Here is a 19,946-nt window from a genome sequence, read left to right as displayed (position 1 = left end):
CCCTTACTGCGCCTGCACGCGCAACTCTGCTGCGCTACGACTACGGTGACCCAGCAGTGCTTTTACATCACTGGACTTCGGTTTAACCAGCGCGAATTTAGTGGCGAAGGTTGACCAGTTAGCCAGAATTTCTTCGCCACGCTGGGAACCAGTATGCTGCACATGCTCGGTGATAAGACCACGCAGATGCTCTTCATGGATCGCCAGAGAGTCCACGCTTAAGACCTCCACCAGTTCCGGGTTAACGCGTTTGCGGAAATCACCACTTTCGTCGAGAACGTAAGCGAAGCCGCCGGTCATGCCCGCGCCGAAGTTAACGCCAGTTTTACCCAGAATACAGACGATACCGCCCGTCATATATTCACAGCCGTTGTCGCCAATACCTTCTACCACGGTAATCGCACCGGAGTTACGCACGCCAAAACGTTCACCCGCGCGGCCTGCGGCATACAGACGACCGCCGGTCGCGCCATACAGGCAAGTGTTGCCGATAATGCTCGCCTCATGGCTGCGGAAGGCCGAGCCAACCGGAGGACGAATGGCGATTAAGCCGCCCGCCATGCCTTTACCGACATAGTCGTTGGCATCACCCGTCAGATACAGCTCCACGCCGCCCGCGTTCCACACGCCGAAACTCTGGCCTGCGGTACCGTTGAAGTACGCTTTAATCGGATCGGCAGCCAGTCCCTGATCGCCGTGCATCTGGGCGATATAACCTGAAAGCGATGCGCCGACAGAACGGTCGGTGTTACGAATATCGAACCAGAAGGTTTTGCTCTGGCGCTCATCGACAAACGGTTTCGCCTGTTGCAGCAACTGCGCATTCAGCAGGCCGTTATCAAACGGCGGGTTGTTTTCGGTGCAGTAGAGCGCCTTACCAGGATGCGGCTCGGCAGTCTCCAGCAGCTTCGATAGCGCCAGTTTTTGCTGTTTAGCGGTGAAACCGTCCAGCTCTTTCAGCAGGTCGGTGCGACCAATCAGATCCACCAGACGCGTCACGCCCAGCTGTGCCATCAGCTCGCGGGTTTCACGGGCGATGAATTCAAAGTAATTCGTCACCTTGAACGGCAGGCCGTGGTAGTGATTTTTACGCAGTTTTTCGTCCTGAGTTGCCACGCCTGTCGCGCAGTTGTTCAGATGGCAAATACGCAGATATTTACAGCCGAGCGCGACCATTGGGCCAGTGCCGAAGCCGAAACTTTCCGCGCCGAGGATGGCCGCTTTGATGATATCGACGCCGGTTTTCAGGCCGCCATCAACCTGCAAACGGATCTTATGACGCAAGCCGTTGGCAACCAGCGCCTGTTGGGTTTCAACAAGCCCCAGCTCCCACGGGCAGCCTGCGTATTTCACCGATGAAAGCGGACTTGCGCCGGTGCCGCCGTCATAGCCTGCGATGGTGATTAAATCGGCATAAGCTTTTGCCACGCCAGTCGCGATGGTGCCAACGCCCGGTTCGGACACCAGCTTCACGGAGATCATCGCTTTCGGGTTAACCTGTTTCAGGTCGAAAATCAGCTGCGCTAAATCCTCGATAGAGTAGATATCGTGGTGCGGTGGCGGGGAGATCAACGTTACGCCCGGCACGGAATAGCGCAGTTTGGCGATGTAAGGAGTGACTTTATCGCCCGGCAACTGACCGCCTTCGCCCGGCTTCGCGCCCTGGGCGACTTTAATCTGAATCACGTCGGCATTGACCAGATACGCCGGAGTGACGCCGAAGCGACCGGAAGCGACCTGTTTAATGCGCGAGACTTTGTTGGTGCCGTAGCGCGCCGGATCTTCACCACCCTCACCGGAGTTGGAATTGCCGCCAATGCTGTTCATCGCTTCCGCCAGCGCCTCGTGCGCTTCCGGGCTTAATGCGCCGATAGACATTGCGGCGGTATCGAAGCGTTTAAACAGTTCGCTTGCCGGTTCAACATCAGCAATGTTGACCGCTTCATCACCTGGAGTAATCGCCAGCAGATCGCGCAGCGTGGTAGCAGGACGCTCGTTAACCAGCTTCGCGTATTCCTGATAGTCGCTGTACTCGCCGCTCTGTACCGCCTGTTGTAGCGTGCGCACCACGTCTGGGTTGTAGGCGTGGTATTCGCCGCCGTGCACATATTTCAGCAGGCCACCCTGGCTGATGGGCTTACGCGCCAGCCAGGCTCGTTTTGACAGATTCAGCAGATCCTGCTGGAAGTCTTCGAAGCCTGCCCCGCCAATGCGGCTGACCGCGCCCTGGAAGCACAGGCTCACAACATCATCGTGCAGACCGACCGCCTCAAACAGTTTCGAGCAGCGGTAAGAGGCGATAGTGGAGATGCCCATCTTGGACATGATTTTGTACAAGCCTTTGTTGATGCCGTTACGGTAGTTGAGCATCACGGTACGATAATTTTTGGCAATCGCGTGGGTGTCAACCAGGCGACCCAGCGTTTCATAGGCAAGGTACGGATAAATAGCCGTCGCGCCGAAGCCCAGCAACACGGCGAAGTGGTGCGGATCGCGGGCGCTGGCGGTTTCGACGATGATGTTGGCGTCGCAACGCAGGCTTTGATCGACCAGACGGGTCTGGATCGCGCCAACCGCCATCGGAGCCGGAACCGGCAGGCGATCTTTAGCGATATTCCGGTCGGAGAGCACCAGCAACACGGTGCCGCTACGCACCATTTTTTCGGCTTTGTCGCACAGCTCTTTGACTGTCGCTTCGAGCGTGGTTTTAGTGACGTCAAAGGTGATATCCAGCGTATCTGCGCGGTAGTGCTCCTCTTTCATCGTCGTGAGCTGTTTGAAATCGGAGTAGAGCAGAATCGGCGATTTAAAGCTTAAACGGTGCGCCTGGCCCTCTGCTTCACAGAAGACGTTCATTTCACGACCAATGCTGGTGGCGAGCGACATAACATGCGCTTCACGCAGCGGGTCGATTGGCGGGTTAGTCACCTGAGCAAACTGCTGGCGGAAGTAGTCGTAAATAATGCGCGGCTGGCTGGAGAGTACGGCGAATGGGGTGTCGTCGCCCATCGAACCGACGGCTTCCTGGCCGTTTTCACCCAGCACACGGATCACAGAGTCCAGTTCTTCCGCGCTGTAGTTAAACTGCTTCTGGTAACTGGCAAGCGTGTCGTCGTCCAGTTCGCGGCTACCCACTTCTTCATCGGGCAAGTCTTCAAATGGCACCAGACGACGGACGTTTTTCTCCATCCACTCTTTATATGGATGGCGGCTTTTCAGGTCATCATCGGTTTCTGCCGAGTGCAGAATACGCCCACTGCGGGTATCGATCACCATCAGTTCGCCCGGCCCCACGCGGCCTTTTTCGACCACTTCATCAGGCTGATAATCCCAGATGCCCACTTCAGAGGCGCAGGTGATGAGTTTATCTTTGGTGATGACGTAGCGCGCCGGACGCAGACCGTTACGGTCGAGATTACAGGCGGCAAAACGACCGTCAGACATCACGATGCCCGCCGGGCCATCCCACGGCTCCATATGCATGGAGTTAAAATCGAAGAACGCGCGCAGTTCCGGATCCATATCCGGGTTGTTCTGCCAGGCGGGTGGCACTAACAGACGCATGGCGCGGATGATATCCATCCCGCCCGCCAGCAGCAGTTCCAGCATGTTATCCATCGAACTGGAGTCAGAGCCAGTTTCGTTGACGAACGGTGCGGCGTCGTGCAAATCCGGGATCAGCGGCGTCTGGAATTTATAAGTACGGGCGCGCGCCCACTGACGGTTACCGGTGATAGTGTTGATTTCGCCGTTGTGCGCCAGATAGCGGAACGGCTGCGCCAGCGGCCAGCGCGGCACGGTGTTGGTGGAGAAGCGTTGATGGAACAGACAGATAGCTGATTCCAGACGCAGATCAGCAAGATCCAGGTAAAAGCGCGGCAAATCCGCCGGCATACACAGACCTTTATAGATGTTGACCAGATTCGACAGGCTACAGACGTAGAAGTCTTTATCGGCTTCGAGACGTTTTTCAATGCGGCGACGGGCGATAAACAGACGGCGCTCCATATCGCGCGGACGCCAGCCTGCCGGGGCGTTCACAAAAATTTGCTCAATGCGCGGCAGCGAGGAGAGGGCGATTTCACCCAGTACACCTTCGTTGGTAGGGACATCACGCCAGCCGACAATCGACAAGGTTTCGCGTTGTAGCTCTTCTTCAACGATGCGGCGTGCGGCGGCGGCGAGTTCAGGATCTTTATTCAGGAAGATCATCCCGACGGCGTAGTTTTTCGCTAAACGCCAGCCGCGCTCCTGCGCAACGATACGAAAAAAGCGATCCGGTTTTTGTAACAGCAGACCGCAACCGTCACCGGTTTTACCATCAGCGAGAATCGCGCCACGGTGCTGCATACGGGCCAGTGCGTGTATTGCAGTACGCACTACCTTGTGGCTAGGTTCGCCTTCTATGTGGGCGATCAGGCCGAAACCACAGTTATCCCTCTCAAGGGATTTATCGTACAACATATCGTGAACCTCCCCCAGGCTCTGCGGGAACCCCACTACCGAACCGCTGCGCACGGGCACAGAAAGAGCATGGCGACGGGGTTTGCGTTTCATACGCTTACCTCGCATTCGCCCCCTTTTTTGTCCTTTTCGCATCGGTTAATACGGTGAAGAGGGGATCTCAATTACTGCATAAATATGATGAGCAGGCTGCTCATCCAGAAAGCTTCCAGCGGATTTCCAACTTATCGGGAAAGCTGATACAGGTCAAATGGCAAGCTTATTGGTCTGGAAATGTGCTTTAGCGCAAAATTCTTTGTTAATTCATTGAATTTAAACTGAATTTGTTATTCTTTATTAATGGGAGGGGAAAAAGGAAAACGTTGAGTGCCTGACTACTATAGCGGCGTGTTAACCCTTATCCTGCCTTGAATTGACGTTTGAAGCAGTGTTTTATACTGCCTTAAGATGAAAAGGCATTTCATGCTACTGTTTTTGTTTAAAATCCATTAGCGGATAAAAAAATCCGACGCAAGATAAGCAAAAGTAATTTATGTGCTATTGCATTAAATTTCAATAATTGTGATTTATTATGCAGTTGATATAAGCAGGCCGGGACGATTGATCCAGGTCATCGCCGAATTGAGCTAAAAATGGCAGGCTTTGGCCTCTTTTCAAGGCGCGGTCTATCAGATTATGCAGTTACAGAAATTAGTCAATATGTTTGGTGGGGATCTTACCCGTCGTTACGGGCAAAAGGTGCATAAACTGACGCTGCATGGCGGTTTTAGCTGCCCGAATCGTGACGGAACCATCGGACGCGGCGGATGCACATTCTGTAATGTTGCTTCGTTTGCCGACGAAGCGCAGCAACACCGTTCCATTGCTGAACAACTGGCGCATCAGGCGAATCTGGTTAACCGTGCGAAACGCTATCTGGCCTACTTTCAGGCGTATACCAGCACCTTTGCGGAAGTTCAGGTGCTGCGTTCCATGTATCAACAGGCGGTGAGCCAGGCCAATATTGTCGGTTTGTGTGTTGGTACACGCCCGGACTGCGTGCCGGATGCGGTGCTGGATCTGCTTTGTGAATATAAAGACCAGGGCTACGAAGTGTGGCTGGAGCTGGGGCTGCAAACCGCGCATGACAAAACGCTGCATCGCATCAATCGCGGACATGATTTTGCCTGCTATCAGCGCACGACCCAGCTGGCGCGTCAGCGTGGACTGAAGGTGTGTTCTCATTTAATTGTTGGCCTGCCTGGCGAAGGGCGGGCTGAATGTTTGCAAACGCTGGAGCGAGTGGTTGAAACCGGCGTGGACGGCATAAAGCTTCATCCCCTGCATATCGTGAAAGGCAGTATTATGGCGAAAGCCTGGGAAGCGGGGCGTTTGAATGGCATTGAACTGGAGGATTACACGCTAACCGCCGGGGAGATGATTCGCCATACGCCACCGGAGGTTATCTACCACCGAATTTCCGCCAGCGCCCGTCGCCCGACGTTGCTTGCTCCGCTGTGGTGTGAAAATCGCTGGACGGGAATGGTCGAGCTGGATCGCTATCTCAATGAACATGGCGTACAGGGATCGGCGCTGGGACGTCCGTGGCTACCTCCAACGGCGTAGGCCATTGAGGGGAATTCCGCATTTCTCACACAATTTATAACGTAACTGTCAGAATTGGGTATTATTGGGGCAGGTTGTCGTGAAGGAATTCCCTAATGAAGCAAATTCGTCTGCTGGCGCAGTATTATGTTGACCTGATGATGAAGTTAGGTCTGGTGCGCTTCTCAATGTTGCTGGCGCTGGCCCTTGTCGTTCTCGCCATTGTGGTACAAATGGCGGTGACCATGGTGCTGCATGGTCAGGTCGAAAGCATTGATGTTATTCGTTCTATCTTCTTTGGTCTGCTGATTACGCCGTGGGCGGTCTACTTTCTTTCGGTGGTCGTCGAGCAACTGGAGGAGTCACGACAACGTCTGTCACGGCTGGTGCAAAAACTGGAGGAGATGCGTGAGCGCGATCTGAGCCTCAACGTTCAGTTAAAAGACAATATTACCCAGCTTAATCAGGAAATTGCCGTTCGTGAAAAAGCGGAAGCTGAATTGCAGGAAACCTTCGGTCAGCTGAAAATTGAAATCAAAGAGCGTGAAGAGACACAAATTCAGCTCGAACAGCAATCCTCTTTCTTACGTTCCTTCCTTGACGCCTCTCCAGACCTGGTTTTTTACCGTAACGAAGATAAAGAGTTTTCCGGCTGTAACCGCGCAATGGAATTGCTAACCGGGAAGAGCGAAAAACAACTGGTTCATCTGAAACCTGCTGATGTTTACTCACCGGAAGCCGCCGCGAAAGTCATTGAGACCGATGAAAAAGTGTTCCGTCATAATGTGTCACTGACCTATGAGCAGTGGCTGGATTATCCCGACGGACGCAAAGCCTGCTTTGAAATCCGTAAAGTGCCGTACTACGACCGCGTGGGTAAACGCCACGGTTTGATGGGGTTTGGTCGTGACATTACCGAGCGTAAGCGGTATCAGGATGCGCTCGAACGTGCCAGCCGCGACAAAACGACTTTTATCTCCACCATCAGTCACGAATTGCGTACACCGCTGAACGGTATCGTTGGTTTAAGCCGCATTCTGCTGGATACGGAACTCACTGCTGAGCAGGAAAAATATCTCAAAACCATCCATGTTTCCGCCGTCACTTTGGGGAATATTTTTAACGATATTATCGACATGGATAAGATGGAGCGGCGTAAAGTTCAGCTTGATAACCAGCCGGTTGATTTCACCAGTTTCCTTGCCGATCTGGAAAATCTCTCCGCATTGCAGGCGCAACAAAAAGGGCTGCGTTTTATTCTGGAACCGACGCTACCATTACCGCATCAGGTCATTACCGACGGTACGCGTTTACGGCAGATCCTGTGGAATCTCATCAGTAACGCCGTCAAATTCACCCAGCAAGGGCAGGTTACCGTGCGCGTGCGCTACGATGAAGGCGACATGCTGCATTTTGAAGTGGAAGACTCCGGCATCGGTATTCCGCAGGATGAGCTGGATAAAATTTTTGCCATGTATTATCAGGTGAAAGACAGTCATGGCGGTAAACCTGCCACCGGCACCGGTATTGGTCTGGCGGTTTCTCGTCGGCTGGCGAAAAATATGGGCGGCGATATTACTGTTACCAGCGAACAGGGCAAAGGTTCAACCTTTAGGTTGACGATCCACGCACCGTCGGTGGCAGAAGAGGTCGATGACGCGTTTGACGAAGATGATATGCCTTTACCGGCGCTGAATGTGCTGCTGGTGGAAGACATTGAACTGAACGTTATTGTCGCGCGTTCTGTGCTGGAAAAATTGGGTAACAGCGTTGATGTAGCAATGACCGGCAAGGCGGCGCTGGAGATGTTTAAGCCGGGAGAATACGACCTGGTGTTGCTGGATATTCAGTTGCCAGATATGACCGGGCTGGATATCTCTCGTGAACTGACGAAGCGTTATCCGCGCGAAGATTTACCGCCGCTGGTGGCTTTAACCGCCAATGTGCTGAAAGATAAACAAGAGTACCTCAATGCTGGAATGGATGATGTGCTGAGTAAGCCGCTTTCCGTACCGGCGCTAACCGCGATGATCAAGAAATTCTGGGATACCCAGGATGATGAGGAGAGCACGGTGACGACAGAAGAGAACAGCAAATCTGAAGCATTACTCGATATTCCCATGCTGGAACAGTATCTCGAACTTGTAGGGCCAAAGTTGATTACCGATGGACTGGCGGTGTTTGAGAAAATGATGCCGGGCTATGTGAGTGTACTGGAGTCGAACCTGACGGCGCAGGATAAAAAAGGCATCGTCGAGGAAGGGCATAAAATTAAAGGCGCGGCGGGTTCAGTGGGGTTACGCCATCTACAACAGCTGGGTCAGCAAATTCAGTCTCCCGACCTTCCTGCGTGGGAAGATAACGTAGGTGAATGGATTGAAGAGATGAAAGAAGAGTGGCGTCACGACGTAGAAGTACTGAAAGCGTGGGTTGCGAAAGCTGCTAAAAAATGACCCCGGCTAGACCGGGGTGCGCGAATACTGCGCCAACACCAGGGAAATCTTGGCTGCGCCGTAAATTATTATGATGAGTTACAAGGGCACAGCACTGTTTTTCAGGCCGCACGCAGTTAAGATAGCAAATCTTAAATGATTTGTTACATGAATCAGTTAAATGTGTGATGCGTAGCATTTTTATTAAAAAGATTAATGTGTTTCAGTCAGTTGCGAAAGGATGATCACAATGAAGAAAATTGGCGTAGTTCTGAGCGGGTGCGGCGTCTATGACGGTTCTGAAATTCATGAAGCTGTGTTGACGTTGTTAGCTATTTCACGCAGCGGTGCGCAGGCAGTCTGCTTTGCACCGGATAAGCAGCAGGTTGATGTCATCAACCATTTAACCGGCGAGGCGATGACGGAATCGCGCAATGTGCTGATTGAAGCCGCGCGTATTGCGCGTGGTGAGATCCGTCCTCTGGCTCAGGCCAATGCCGGCGAACTGGATGCGTTGATTGTGCCTGGTGGCTTTGGCGCGGCGAAGAATTTAAGCAATTTTGCCAGCCTTGGCAGTGAATGCACCGTTGATCGTGAATTAAAGGCGTTGGCGCAAGCGATGCATCAGGCCGGTAAACCGCTTGGTTTTATGTGTATTGCCCCGGCGATGCTGCCGAAAATTTTCGATTTCCCGCTGCGTTTGACCATCGGTACTGATATCGATACCGCAGAAGTGCTGGAAGCGATGGGCGCGGAGCATGTGCCATGTCCGGTCGATGATATCGTTGTTGATGAAGACAATAAGATTGTCACTACACCGGCTTATATGTTGGCACAGAACATTGCGGAAGCGGCGAACGGCATTGATAAGCTGGTTTCTCGCGTGCTGGTTCTGGCTGAATGAGTAAAAGCCGCTTAACGGCGTTCGGTTTCGTTCGTCGTTTTCTTCTGCGGTTAGTGGTTGTCCTCGCCGTTTTATGGGGCGGGGGCATCGCGTTGTTTAGCATAGTGCCCGTCCCGTTCTCAGCGGTAATGGTCGAGCGACAGGTCAGTGCCTGGCTGCATGGCAATTTTCGTTACGTGGCGCATTCTGACTGGGTCAGTATGGATCAAATATCGCCGTGGATGGGACTGGCGGTGATTGCCGCAGAAGATCAGAAATTCCCTGAGCACTGGGGCTTTGATGTCGCTTCCATTGAGAAAGCTCTGGCGCACAACGAGCGCAATGAAAATCGTATTCGCGGCGCATCAACGCTTTCCCAGCAGACAGCCAAAAACCTCTTTTTATGGGATGGGCGTAGCTGGATACGTAAAGGGCTGGAAGCAGGTCTGACATTGGGGATAGAAACGGTCTGGAGCAAAAAACGCATCCTGACGGTTTATCTGAATATTGCCGAATTTGGCGATGGTGTGTTTGGTGTTGAAGCCGCAGCGCAACGCTATTTCCATAAACCCGCGAGCAAACTCACTCAGTCGGAGGCTGCCTTACTGGCAGCGGTACTTCCGAACCCACTACGCTTTAAAGCTTCCGCACCCTCAGGCTACGTGCGTAGCCGTCAGGCGTGGATTTTACGGCAGATGCATCAGTTGGGCGGTGAATCTTTTATGCGGCAACATCAGTTGTATTAAGCTTCGCGCGAGGTGAGGGAGAGTTTCTTGTTCTCACTGAGTTGTGCGTCTTTCTTCAGGGCAACCGATAACGCGGGTTGAGCGATAAAACGTTGCCACAACCGCTCTTGTTTACGTAAACAACACCACTTCGACCAGGTCGCTAACGGAATCCACGTGCTTTCACCAATGTTGTCACAGACGACGGGAATAATTTCTGACTCGCTGATGCGGTGACAAAGAATATTCTGCGGCTTCAGCGACATTGTCACGATGCGGTTATCCTGCAAATAACGCTTCAGCTGTTTCAGTAACTGGCGCAGTTGCGCGATATCTTCTTCGTAACGGCATTGTTCAGCAAATTCGGTCAATGTAATAGACGGTTTGCCATCAAAATCGGCAATGACATCGTAGACATAACCGGTCCCGCAATCAGTCTCAACCGTACCGTGATAGCGTGGAATACCGCTCCAGTCTTTTAACCGACGTCCAAGATGCGCATAGTACTTTAACTCACGGCGGATCTCTTTATCACCACCGTCGCCACGGTGATAGACAATCTTGATACAGCGTTGGGCATCTTCCGGATGCGCGTAACATTTCCGATGTCTTCCGGTGCCCAGGGGACTTTGTTCAGATAAGCGAATCATGCCATCTCCTGGAAATATTTTCTGACAGTCTCCAGTATGAGGGCTTAACTTAAACAAAACCTAAACAAGGCTTTTTAAGGTTTTCTTAAGGTTTTGTACGCACAGAAAAGAGCACAAAATGTACAAGCCGCGAAAAATGAGGACATTTTCCGCTTGTACATTTTTCACCCTTAAGGGCTGAAGGTGTGTATCCGGGGGAATTAAGCGTCAGGGTTATGAAGATTAATCTTCATCGAAACCAGAGTTAAAGAGGGCGATAACGGCGGCCAGTGCTTCCACTTCCTGTGGACCGGTTGCTTCGACTTCAATCTGCCGTCCTTTGGCGGAGTCCAGCATCAGTAGCGCAATAACACTGTTCGCTTCAGCCTCGGTGCCTTCGTCATTACGTAACAGCACTTCAGCGTCAAAACCCTGCATTAATTCAAAGAGTTTCATAGCAGGCCGGGCATGCATGCCCAGCTTATTTGTGATTTCAACAGTTTGCTTGACGGTCATGGTTTACGTTTTTCCAGCGTACGATGGCGTGACTGGACGTTTTTACCGCGCGAGCGGAAGTAGTCTGCCAGCTGTTCTGCAATATACACCGAACGGTGCTTCCCGCCGGTACAACCAATGGCGACCGTCAGGTAGCTACGGTTGTTGGTTTCCAGCATAGGTAACCATAGCTCAAGGTAGCTTCGCGTCTGGTAGATAAAATTGTGTACTTCTGTGTGGCGGTCGAGGAACGCGGCGACAGGTTTATCAAGACCTGTCATTGGACGCAGTTTCGGGTCCCAGTGCGGGTTCGGCAGGAAGCGCACATCAAAGACGTAATCTGCATCAATAGGAATGCCGTGTTTGAAGCCGAAGGACTCAAAGACCATCGTCAGTTCACGCTCGCGTTTACCCAGCAAACGGGTACGCAACATTTCTGCCAACTCGTGAACGGACATTTCTGAGGTATCGACAATCAAATCTGCCCGCGAACGCAGTGGCTCCAGCAGATCGCTTTCTTTGTCGATGGCGCTCTCCAGAGACAGGTTTTTGCTGGAAAGCGGATGCAGACGGCGCGTATCGCTGTAACGACGAATCAGGGTGTTACGATCGGCATCGAGAAACAGCAGTTGCGGTGAGAAAGCATCAGGCAGGTTACTCATCGCCTGTTCGAATATTTCTGGTGACTCCGGCATATTACGAACATCAATGCTGACGGCGGCAGAAATCTCGCGATCGGCGAGCGTGCGAGCCAGATCGGGTAACAGCACTACGGGAAGGTTATCCACGCAGTAAAAACCCATATCTTCCAGCGCACGCAGGGCGACAGATTTACCTGAGCCTGAACGTCCGCTGACGATCATCAGTACCATGTACTGTTTCTCCTCACAACGTCTAAAAGAGACATTACAGAATAACTACGCTTCATCCGGAGTACCTTCGGTATCCGTAATGATTTGATACAGCTCTTCATCACTCTGGGCTGCGCGTAAACGGCGGCAGATGGTTTTGTCCGCCAGACGTTTCGCCACCAGCGAAAGAGTATGCAGGTGCGTTTTGGTTTGGTCAGCCGGCACCAGCAGGGCAAAAAGTAAGTCCACCGGTTGGTTGTCGATGGCATCGAAAGCTATAGGCGTTTCGAGCTGAACGAAAACACCAACGGCACGCAGAGTATCTTCTTCCAGTTTGCCATGCGGAATGGCAATGCCATTACCGATACCGGTACTGCCCATTTTTTCCCGCGTCAGAATAGCTTCAAAAACCACCTGAGGCGGCAGGCTGAGTTGTTTCGCAGCCAGTTCGCTGATAATTTCCAGTGCACGTTTTTTGCTCTGACAGTGGACGCGGCTTCGCGTACATTCCCTGTTAAGAACACTGCTAAGCTGTAGAGTTGTATCATTATTTGTCATAATTTCACCTAAGAACCTGACCACTCGAATCGTGGGACAGGTTCGGAGCATTAACCGTACAAATGGCCCGTTGTGTCGCACAACAGGCCGCCATGCACTTGCTAATTGCCCGGACAATTAGTGTTGTTTCAATTTATCTTTATGCTTGGTCAACTGGCGTGCCAGCTTATCGATTAAGCCATCAATGGCAGCGTACATGTCCTGACCTTCCGCGCTGGCATGAATCTCGCCACCGTTTACATGCAGTGTTGCATCTGAGGTATGGGTGACTTTCTCCACTTTCAGAACAACATAGACCTGGTTGATTCGGTCAAAATATTGCTCAAGTTTGGCAAATTTTGATGTGACAAATTCGCGCAGGGCCTCGGTGATCTCGACGTTATTTCCGGTAATGTTGAGCTGCATAGTGTCTTCCTTATCGGTTGGGTCAAACGAGCTGTTTACGCTGGTTTGACGGCGGAATGGATAAAGACTCTCGGTATTTCGCAACAGTGCGGCGTGCCACCATGATACCTTGTTCCGACAGCAAAGAGGTTAACTTGCTGTCGCTCAACGGTTTCGCTGGGTTTTCCGCCGCGATTAATTTCTTCACCAGCGCACGAATCGCCGTGGACGAGGCTTCGCCGCCGCCCTCGGTATTGACGTGACTGGAGAAAAAATACTTCAGTTCAAAAATGCCTCGTGGACTATGCAGATACTTTTGCGTGGTCACGCGAGATATCGTCGATTCATGCATTTCGACGGCCTGGGCGATATCGGCCAGTACCATCGGTTTCATATATTCTTCGCCTTGCTCAAAGAAGGCTTGCTGCTGTTCAACAATACAGCGACTCACGCGCAGTAGCGTATCGTTACGACTTTCCAGACTCTTAATCAACCATTTGGCATCCTGCAGATTGCTGCGGATAAACTGGCTGTCGCCATCGTTACGTGTGTTATTACACATAGAGGCATAGTGCTGGTTGATTTGCAGACGCGGAATACTGTCGCTGTTGAGTTCCACCGTCCAGTGGTCGTTATGCTTACGCACCAACACATCTGGAATGACATATTCCGGCTCGCCGGTCTGGATCGACTGACCGGGGCGTGGATCGAGTGACTGGATCAGATTGACGGCTTCTTTCAGCACATCTTCTTTTAGACGAGTTACGCGCATTAGTGTGCGGAAGTCGTGATTCGCCAGTAGATCGAGATGATCGCTAATGATCAGTCGAGCTTCTTCCAGCCACGGCGTCGTTTTGTCGAATTGGGAGAGTTGGATCAGCAGGCAGTCGCGCAGATCTTTCGCCGCTACACCGACCGGGTCAAACCGTTGGATCCGCTTGAGGACCGCTTCAACTTCATCGATGTCGATCTCTTCATCGCCCATGCTTTCGAGAATATCTTCCAGTGGGACGGTGAGATAACCGGTATCATCAACGGCATCAACGATGGAGGTGGCGATAGCGCGGTCAGTGTCAGAAAACGGTGTCAGTTCGACCTGCCACATCAGATAATCCTGCAAGGTCTGCGTCGTTTCGCCTTGATAGACTGGCAGTTCGTCGTCAATGTAGTCACCGCTGGTGCCGGACGGCGTACCGGCAGTGTAGATGGTGTCCCAACTGGCATCGAGCGGCAGCTCTTCCGGCATCTCTTTTTGTTCGAGCGCGTCAGCGGTGTCCAGAGTTTCGCTGTCTGGCGTTTCGTGAGTGTCGATTTCATCATGAGTGTCGATTTGCTCAAGCAGTGGATTACTCTCCAGCGCCTGCTGCAGCTCCTGTTGAAGTTCCAGCGTGGACAGCTGCAACAGACGAATTGCCTGTTGTAGCTGAGGCGTCATCGCCAGTTGCTGACTAAGCCTGAGTTGCAAACCTTGCTTCATGTTCAGAATCGTACTCTCCTGCTAAAACGTCGCGAGCTTCTACCCTATCAGAGTCTGAAGTCTTCCCCAAGGTATACACGCTTAACATGTTCGTCTTGTAAGATTTCTGTAGGTGTGCCGTGGGCGATCAAATGCCCCTGACTGACGATATAAGCGCGTTCACAAACTGCCAGTGTTTCACGCACGTTATGATCAGTGATCAGCACACCCAGGCCGCTGTCGCGCAGGTGCTCAATGATGCGTTTGATGTCGATAACCGAGATCGGGTCAACCCCGGCAAACGGTTCATCAAGCAGAATAAATTTCGGATTCGCAGCCAGTGCGCGGGCAATTTCTACACGGCGACGTTCACCACCGGAGAGCGATTGCCCCATGCTGTCACGCAGGTGCTCAATGTGAAACTCTTCCATCAGCTCGTTCGCGCGGTCTTCACGTTGTTCAGCAGACAAGTCGTCACGAATTTGCAGTACCGCCATCAGGTTATCGTAAACGCTGAGGCGGCGGAAAATGGAGGCTTCCTGCGGCAGATAGCCGATACCACGGCGCGCGCGCGCGTGTAATGGCAGCAGACTGATATCGTCATCATCAATAATGATGTTGCCTGCATCGCGCGGCACAATGCCAACAACCATGTAGAAAGTGGTGGTCTTACCGGCACCGTTTGGCCCCAGCAGACCAACAATTTCCCCGGAGTTGACGGTCAGACTGACGTCTTCCACCACGCGGCGACCCTTGTAGGCTTTTGCAAGGTTCTTTGCTGTTAATGTTGCCATAACGAATTAATTACCTTTCTTCTGCGCCGGGGTCTGGCCTTTGTTGTTTTTATCCTGCAACTGCGACGGCACCAGAACGGTGGTTACGCGCTTACCTTTATCGCTGAAAGCCTGCATTTTCTGCTCTTTCACCAGATAAGTGATTTTATCGCCCTTTATATTGCTATCGACCTGCTGCAGATAAGCATTACCGGTCAGAACGACAAAATCTTTCGCCAGTTCGTAATGCATCTGGGAAGCGTGGCCTTCGACAGGTTTACCGTTGTCCTGCATTTGATAGAACGTCGCTGGCTTACCGTAGCCATCGATCACTTCTTTGCCCTGCTCGCCGCCCGGGCGGGTAACGACCACTTTATCGGCATTAATTTTGATGGTGCCCTGGGTAACAATGACGTTACCCGTGAAGGTGACCACGTTGCCTTGCATATCAAGAGATTGCTGATCCGACTCAATGTGAATCGGCTGGTCAGTGTCTCCGGTAACGGCAAATGCCGGAATACTGGCGGCCAGAAGTGAGCTGGCAAGCACAAGATTAAGGCTGAGTTTGTTTGTTTTGAATTTCATAGGATGTTCTAACCTTTTCAATCAGCTCGGCGTTCTTGCTGCGTAAGTTGCCGCGCATTTTCAGACCGCTGGAGTTAAATGTTGTTCCGTATAACGTGACGAGGTCTTCAGAGGTAACATCCTGCGTCACCAGATTGATCTGCGCGTTATCCGTCGTGATTCTGCGAAGTTGAGAGTCCGGCACGAGTGCGTTGACTTCAACGTGTCCATATAAATAGAGCATCCGATCATTGGTCAGCTTGGCTTTATCCGCTTTTACGGACCATGTCGGGATTTTATCCTTATCAAACGTAGTAAGTACCGGTTGCGTAAACCACGAAACGGCCTGATCGGAATAATATTCAACGTGTTGAGCAATCAATCGATAGCTTAGCGCCCCTTCTGGGTTATAGACGAGCGTGTCCGTATGCTCGCTTTTATAGGTGGGATCATTGTTGTTGACGACCACCTGGGCGGTATCGTCTTTCTCGGTCATGTTAATACCGATCATCACCAGAACCGCCAGTGATAGCACAATGATAACCCAACGTCTGGCTTTACTCATATCGATTGCCCTTTGGCTTCATCCAGTTTGCCCTGCGCCAGGAGTAATAAGTCGCAAACTTCACGCACTGCGCCACGACCGCCAGCAATGCGAGTCACGTAATCGGCGCGCGGAAGCAACAGCGGATGCGCATCGGCCACGGCTACGCTTAGGCCCACTTTTTCCATTACTGGCCAGTCGATGAGATCATCCCCAACGTAAGCCACGTTTTCCGGGGCGATCGCCAGTTTTTCCAGCAGATCGCTAAAGGCGATAAGTTTATTCGACTGCCCCTGATACAAGTGAGTAATCCCCAATGTGGCACAGCGATCTTCTACCAGTTTAGCCTTTCGCCCGGTAATGATGGCGACTTCAATATCAGAGGTGAGCGCACAACGAATGCCATAACCATCACGAACATTGAACGCTTTAAGTTCTTCGCCGTTGTTGCCCATATAAATCAGGCCATCTGACAGCACGCCATCGACGTCAAGGATCAGCAGACGAATATTTTCTGCTTTTGCCATAACGTCGGCACTGACAGGGCCGTAACAGGTCTCAAGTGACGCACCTGCTTTGTTCATTGTTGTTTATCCTTGAATCTTTACACTACGCCAGCACGCAGTAAATCATGCATATGTAACACACCGAGTAAATGGTCGCCATCGGCAACCATTACGGAGGTGATATGGCGGGACTGCATTAAGTTCAGTGCCTCAACGGCCAGAATGCCAGGGCGTACGCGAATTCCCCCCGGCGTCATCACATCGGCAATACTTAATTGACGGACATCTACGCCCATATCGAAGACACGGCGTAAATCACCGTCGGTAAAGATGCCTTCAATCATCATATTGTCATCGCAAATGACGGTCATACCAAGATTTTTGCGGGTAACTTCCAGTAATGCATCGCGCAGGCTGGCGGTTTTTTTAACATGCGGGATCTCATCACCCGTATGCATAATATCGTTTACGCGCAGCAGAAGTTTACGACCCAGTGCGCCGCCGGGATGTGAGAGCGCAAAATCTTCGGCGGTAAAGCCGCGCGCTTTTAACAGAGCGACGGCGAGCGCATCGCCCATAACCAGCGTGGCAGTGGTGCTGCTGGTCGGTGCCAGCCCCAACGGACAGGCTTCTTTCGCTACTTTAACACACAGATGCACGTCTGCGGCGCGCGCCATGCTGCTCTCCGGGCGACCGGTAATGCAGATTAACGGCACGTGAAGACGCTTAAGCACCGGAATCAATGCATTGATTTCGCTGGATTCACCAGAGTTAGAGATAGCAATTACCACATCCTGCGGGGTGACCATGCCTAAATCACCATGCGCGGCTTCGCCAGGATGGACGAAAAATGACGGAGTACCGGTGCTGGCAAAGGTCGCGGCCATTTTGCGTCCAATGTGTCCCGATTTGCCCATCCCCATAACCACGACTTTGCCTTTACACCAAAACATCTTTTCGCAAGCGAGCGCGAAATTCTGATTGATGTATTGATCAAGCTCCGCCAGGCATTCACGTTCAATCGCCAGGACTTCTTTACCTGCTTGCTGAAAGTCAAAACCCGGTTGCAACTCTACGTGCGACATAATGCGTTTCCAGTTATTCAACGAGTATTGGCGATAACCAGTACAACATCGCCAGCCATACGATAAATCCGCCTGTTAATAATACCCCTACGCCACGGCCCGGTTGCGGGGAGCGTCGCCAGCACAGCAACGCAAAAATAATGCTTACCAACAACATCACGCTGTAGTCACGGCTGTACGCCAGTGGGTTAACCTCCCCTGGCGTAATCAGCGCCGGCAGACCCAGTACGATGACGATATTAAAAATATTCGCGCCAATGATATTACCGATGGCGATGTCGTTTTCACCTTTGCGAACACCAGCTATCGCGGTTGCCAGTTCCGGCAGACTAGTGCCGATAGCGATTGCCGTCAGACCAATAGTTAATTCGCTGATGGCAAAGTAATTCGCCAGTACGGTGGCGTTATCAATCACCATCCGCGTAGCCACTGGCATGATGATCAGCGCAATGCCAAGCCATAAAAATGCGACGGGTAAACCGCCTTCACGCGGTAGCTCTGCAAGCTGCTCTCTGGTCAGGCTATCGGTTCCCTGACGTTCGGCCTGATGTGCAAGTTTAACAATGAACAGCAGCCATAGCACAGCCAGAAAAAGGAGAAAGATACCATCGCTACGACTAAGTTGTCCGTCATAGAGTACGGAACCGGCTACCACGCTGACGAATAACATTAATGGTAACTCGCGGCGCAGAACATCGGAATGGACGGTAAAAGGGCGCACCAGTGCGGTCAGACCGAGGATCAGCAAGATATTGATAATGTTTGAGCCAAGCGCCGTGCCGACGGCTAAATCGCGTTGTTCATGCAGCGACGCGGCAAGCGAAACAATAATTTCTGGAAGTGACGTGCCAATACTGACCACCGTCATGCCAATGATCAGCGGTGGGATGCCAAAAGTGCGGCAAAGAATGGAAGCGGCAAATACCAGACGATCGGCACTGTATACGACCAAAAGTAAACCAACAATTAACAGTGCCGTAGCTAAAAGCATCTAACGTCCTTTCTTCAGGTATACTCGCCGGTCGCTGAAGATTCTCAGAAAGCCGTAACGGATTCTTAATTTTGACTTTATGCGGCTAAAAAGTAAAACAAATGCCAGCTTTAGCTAACCACGGCGGGTAATATTCTGTAAATATGTTGGGTTCAAGGTTAAATTGAGCGCCATGCTTAGAAAATCAACGCAAGACGAAGGGTGAATTATGGAGCAGTCTGTGGCGAATTTAGTCGATATGCGCGATGTCAGTTTTACGCGTGGCAATCGCTGCATCTTCGATAATATTTCCCTGACCGTGCCGCGAGGGAAGATCACGGCAATCATGGGGCCATCGGGCATCGGTAAAACGACGCTACTCCGTCTGATTGGCGGGCAAATCGCACCAGATCACGGTGAGATCCTTTTTGATGGCGAGAATATTCCGGCGATGTCTCGCTCGCGCCTGTACACTGTGCGCAAACGGATGAGCATGTTGTTTCAGTCCGGGGCGTTGTTCACAGATATGAACGTATTTGACAACGTGGCCTATCCACTGCGCGAACATACCCAGCTCCCCGCGCCATTGTTGCATAGCACGGTGATGATGAAGCTGGAAGCTGTAGGGCTGCGTGGAGCGGCGAAACTTATGCCTTCTGAACTTTCCGGCGGGATGGCTCGTCGCGCTGCACTGGCGCGTGCGATTGCCCTGGAGCCGGATCTCATCATGTTTGATGAACCGTTTGTTGGGCAGGATCCGATCACTATGGGCGTACTGGTGAAGCTGATTTCTGAGCTGAACAGCGCGTTGGGCGTGACCTGCGTGGTAGTTTCTCATGATGTGCCGGAAGTCTTAAGTATTGCGGATCACGCCTGGATTCTGGCGGATAAAAAAATTGTCGCTCACGGTAGCGCCCAGGCGTTGCAGGCGAATCCTGATCCGCGCGTACGTCAGTTTCTGGACGGGATAGCTGACGGACCTGTTCCGTTCCGCTATCCTGCCGGCGATTATCACGCTGATCTTTTACCAGGGAGTTAAGCCA

The 19,946-nt window shown here is 52.0% G+C and carries 18 protein-coding genes; 5 read left to right on the top strand and 13 right to left on the bottom strand.

The window, feature by feature from the left end; genetic code table 11:
- Positions 1-3: 3 nt before the first annotated feature.
- On the bottom strand, positions 4-4,464 hold the full coding sequence (gene gltB, locus HEM79_RS04450; RefSeq protein ID WP_176242887.1) for a glutamate synthase large subunit: 4,461 nt from the start codon (positions 4,462-4,464) through the stop codon (positions 4-6).
- Positions 4,465-5,139: 675 nt separating this feature from the next.
- On the opposite strand from gltB, the gene HEM79_RS04445 reads away from it, so the two are divergent.
- The 4 genes from HEM79_RS04445 (at position 5,140) to mtgA (ending at position 10,109) form a co-directional block, all read left to right on the top strand.
- Positions 5,140-6,069 (top strand): TIGR01212 family radical SAM protein, encoded by a 930-nt coding sequence (locus HEM79_RS04445; RefSeq protein ID WP_176242885.1) that lies wholly within the window; start codon positions 5,140-5,142, stop codon positions 6,067-6,069.
- Between the two features lie 95 nt (positions 6,070-6,164).
- Positions 6,165-8,501, top strand: coding sequence for an aerobic respiration two-component sensor histidine kinase ArcB (arcB, locus tag HEM79_RS04440; RefSeq protein WP_176242884.1), 2,337 nt, complete (start codon positions 6,165-6,167; stop codon positions 8,499-8,501).
- A 229-nt stretch (positions 8,502-8,730) separates the two neighbouring features.
- Positions 8,731-9,384 carry an isoprenoid biosynthesis glyoxalase ElbB gene (elbB, locus tag HEM79_RS04435; RefSeq protein ID WP_176242883.1) on the top strand — a complete coding sequence of 218 codons (654 nt, stop codon included), beginning with the start codon at positions 8,731-8,733 and terminating at the stop codon, positions 9,382-9,384.
- Positions 9,381-10,109 carry a monofunctional biosynthetic peptidoglycan transglycosylase gene (gene mtgA, locus HEM79_RS04430; protein ID WP_176242882.1) on the top strand — a complete coding sequence of 243 codons (729 nt, stop codon included), beginning with the start codon at positions 9,381-9,383 and terminating at the stop codon, positions 10,107-10,109. Before elbB ends, mtgA begins: the two co-directional genes overlap by 4 nt.
- Here mtgA and yrbL read toward each other — a convergent pair.
- From yrbL to HEM79_RS04370, 12 genes are all read right to left on the bottom strand, one after another.
- Positions 10,106-10,738, bottom strand: a complete 633-nt coding sequence (yrbL, locus tag HEM79_RS04425; RefSeq protein ID WP_000620403.1) for a PhoP regulatory network protein YrbL — start codon at positions 10,736-10,738, stop codon at positions 10,106-10,108. The genes mtgA and yrbL overlap by 4 nt on opposite strands.
- A gap of 222 nt (positions 10,739-10,960) precedes the next feature.
- Positions 10,961-11,233, bottom strand: a complete 273-nt coding sequence (gene npr, locus HEM79_RS04420; RefSeq protein WP_000216792.1) for a PTS phosphocarrier protein NPr — start codon at positions 11,231-11,233, stop codon at positions 10,961-10,963.
- Positions 11,230-12,084: an RNase adapter RapZ gene (gene rapZ, locus HEM79_RS04415; RefSeq protein ID WP_000243741.1), complete on the bottom strand. Its 855-nt coding sequence runs from the start codon at positions 12,082-12,084 to the stop codon at positions 11,230-11,232. The genes npr and rapZ overlap by 4 nt, the downstream gene beginning before the upstream one ends.
- A 45-nt stretch (positions 12,085-12,129) precedes the next feature.
- Positions 12,130-12,621 carry a PTS IIA-like nitrogen regulatory protein PtsN gene (gene ptsN / locus HEM79_RS04410; protein WP_000183676.1) on the bottom strand — a complete coding sequence of 164 codons (492 nt, stop codon included), beginning with the start codon at positions 12,619-12,621 and terminating at the stop codon, positions 12,130-12,132.
- A gap of 117 nt (positions 12,622-12,738) precedes the next feature.
- Positions 12,739-13,026, bottom strand: coding sequence for a ribosome hibernation promoting factor (gene hpf / locus HEM79_RS04405; RefSeq protein ID WP_001176602.1), 288 nt, complete (start codon positions 13,024-13,026; stop codon positions 12,739-12,741).
- Between the two features lie 22 nt (positions 13,027-13,048).
- Complete coding sequence (rpoN, locus tag HEM79_RS04400) at positions 13,049-14,482, bottom strand: RNA polymerase factor sigma-54 (protein WP_021550129.1); 1,434 nt, start codon at positions 14,480-14,482, stop codon at positions 13,049-13,051.
- A 47-nt stretch (positions 14,483-14,529) separates the two neighbouring features.
- Positions 14,530-15,255, bottom strand: a complete 726-nt coding sequence (gene lptB / locus HEM79_RS04395; RefSeq protein WP_000224099.1) for an LPS export ABC transporter ATP-binding protein — start codon at positions 15,253-15,255, stop codon at positions 14,530-14,532.
- A 6-nt stretch (positions 15,256-15,261) separates the two neighbouring features.
- Positions 15,262-15,819: a lipopolysaccharide ABC transporter substrate-binding protein LptA gene (gene lptA / locus HEM79_RS04390; protein WP_000669785.1), complete on the bottom strand. Its 558-nt coding sequence runs from the start codon at positions 15,817-15,819 to the stop codon at positions 15,262-15,264.
- Positions 15,788-16,363: an LPS export ABC transporter periplasmic protein LptC gene (gene lptC / locus HEM79_RS04385; protein WP_000030542.1), complete on the bottom strand. Its 576-nt coding sequence runs from the start codon at positions 16,361-16,363 to the stop codon at positions 15,788-15,790. Before lptC ends, lptA begins: the two co-directional genes overlap by 32 nt.
- Complete coding sequence (gene kdsC, locus HEM79_RS04380) at positions 16,360-16,926, bottom strand: 3-deoxy-manno-octulosonate-8-phosphatase KdsC (RefSeq protein WP_001030165.1); 567 nt, start codon at positions 16,924-16,926, stop codon at positions 16,360-16,362. The genes lptC and kdsC overlap by 4 nt, the downstream gene beginning before the upstream one ends.
- A 20-nt stretch (positions 16,927-16,946) precedes the next feature.
- Positions 16,947-17,933 carry an arabinose-5-phosphate isomerase KdsD gene (gene kdsD / locus HEM79_RS04375; RefSeq protein WP_010346512.1) on the bottom strand — a complete coding sequence of 329 codons (987 nt, stop codon included), beginning with the start codon at positions 17,931-17,933 and terminating at the stop codon, positions 16,947-16,949.
- A gap of 13 nt (positions 17,934-17,946) precedes the next feature.
- Complete coding sequence (locus tag HEM79_RS04370; RefSeq protein WP_000922893.1) at positions 17,947-18,924, bottom strand: calcium/sodium antiporter; 978 nt, start codon at positions 18,922-18,924, stop codon at positions 17,947-17,949.
- Positions 18,925-19,132: 208 nt separating this feature from the next.
- Between HEM79_RS04370 and mlaF the strand changes: the two genes are divergently transcribed.
- The gene (gene mlaF, locus HEM79_RS04365) at positions 19,133-19,942 is read left to right on the top strand and encodes a phospholipid ABC transporter ATP-binding protein MlaF (protein WP_000438245.1); all 810 of its coding nucleotides are present in this window, start codon (positions 19,133-19,135) and stop codon (positions 19,940-19,942) included.
- Positions 19,943-19,946: the final 4 nt, after the last annotated feature.

The organism is Escherichia sp. 93.0816 (assembly GCF_013368855.2).
Lineage (GTDB): Bacteria > Pseudomonadota > Gammaproteobacteria > Enterobacterales > Enterobacteriaceae > Escherichia > Escherichia ruysiae.
This window is presented reverse-complemented; position numbering and strand designations above follow the sequence as displayed.

What these genes read in the sequence shown, in the direction of transcription:
- ptsN (WP_000183676.1), bottom strand. Translation starts at nt 12,621, where the DNA reads ATGACAAATAATGATACAACTCTACAGCTTAGCAGTGTTCTTAACAGG.
- rapZ (WP_000243741.1), bottom strand. Translation starts at nt 12,084, where the DNA reads ATGGTACTGATGATCGTCAGCGGACGTTCAGGCTCAGGTAAATCTGTC.
- arcB (WP_176242884.1), top strand. Translation starts at nt 6,165, where the DNA reads ATGAAGCAAATTCGTCTGCTGGCGCAGTATTATGTTGACCTGATGATG.
- kdsC (WP_001030165.1), bottom strand. Translation starts at nt 16,926, where the DNA reads ATGAACAAAGCAGGTGCGTCACTTGAGACCTGTTACGGCCCTGTCAGT.
- hpf (WP_001176602.1), bottom strand. Translation starts at nt 13,026, where the DNA reads ATGCAGCTCAACATTACCGGAAATAACGTCGAGATCACCGAGGCCCTG.
- gltB (WP_176242887.1), bottom strand. Translation starts at nt 4,464, where the DNA reads ATGTTGTACGATAAATCCCTTGAGAGGGATAACTGTGGTTTCGGCCTG.
- HEM79_RS04370 (WP_000922893.1), bottom strand. Translation starts at nt 18,924, where the DNA reads ATGCTTTTAGCTACGGCACTGTTAATTGTTGGTTTACTTTTGGTCGTA.
- HEM79_RS04445 (WP_176242885.1), top strand. Translation starts at nt 5,140, where the DNA reads ATGCAGTTACAGAAATTAGTCAATATGTTTGGTGGGGATCTTACCCGT.
- lptB (WP_000224099.1), bottom strand. Translation starts at nt 15,255, where the DNA reads ATGGCAACATTAACAGCAAAGAACCTTGCAAAAGCCTACAAGGGTCGC.
- kdsD (WP_010346512.1), bottom strand. Translation starts at nt 17,933, where the DNA reads ATGTCGCACGTAGAGTTGCAACCGGGTTTTGACTTTCAGCAAGCAGGT.
- mtgA (WP_176242882.1), top strand. Translation starts at nt 9,381, where the DNA reads ATGAGTAAAAGCCGCTTAACGGCGTTCGGTTTCGTTCGTCGTTTTCTT.
- lptC (WP_000030542.1), bottom strand. Translation starts at nt 16,363, where the DNA reads ATGAGTAAAGCCAGACGTTGGGTTATCATTGTGCTATCACTGGCGGTT.
- rpoN (WP_021550129.1), bottom strand. Translation starts at nt 14,482, where the DNA reads ATGAAGCAAGGTTTGCAACTCAGGCTTAGTCAGCAACTGGCGATGACG.
- mlaF (WP_000438245.1), top strand. Translation starts at nt 19,133, where the DNA reads ATGGAGCAGTCTGTGGCGAATTTAGTCGATATGCGCGATGTCAGTTTT.
- yrbL (WP_000620403.1), bottom strand. Translation starts at nt 10,738, where the DNA reads ATGATTCGCTTATCTGAACAAAGTCCCCTGGGCACCGGAAGACATCGG.
- npr (WP_000216792.1), bottom strand. Translation starts at nt 11,233, where the DNA reads ATGACCGTCAAGCAAACTGTTGAAATCACAAATAAGCTGGGCATGCAT.
- lptA (WP_000669785.1), bottom strand. Translation starts at nt 15,819, where the DNA reads ATGAAATTCAAAACAAACAAACTCAGCCTTAATCTTGTGCTTGCCAGC.
- elbB (WP_176242883.1), top strand. Translation starts at nt 8,731, where the DNA reads ATGAAGAAAATTGGCGTAGTTCTGAGCGGGTGCGGCGTCTATGACGGT.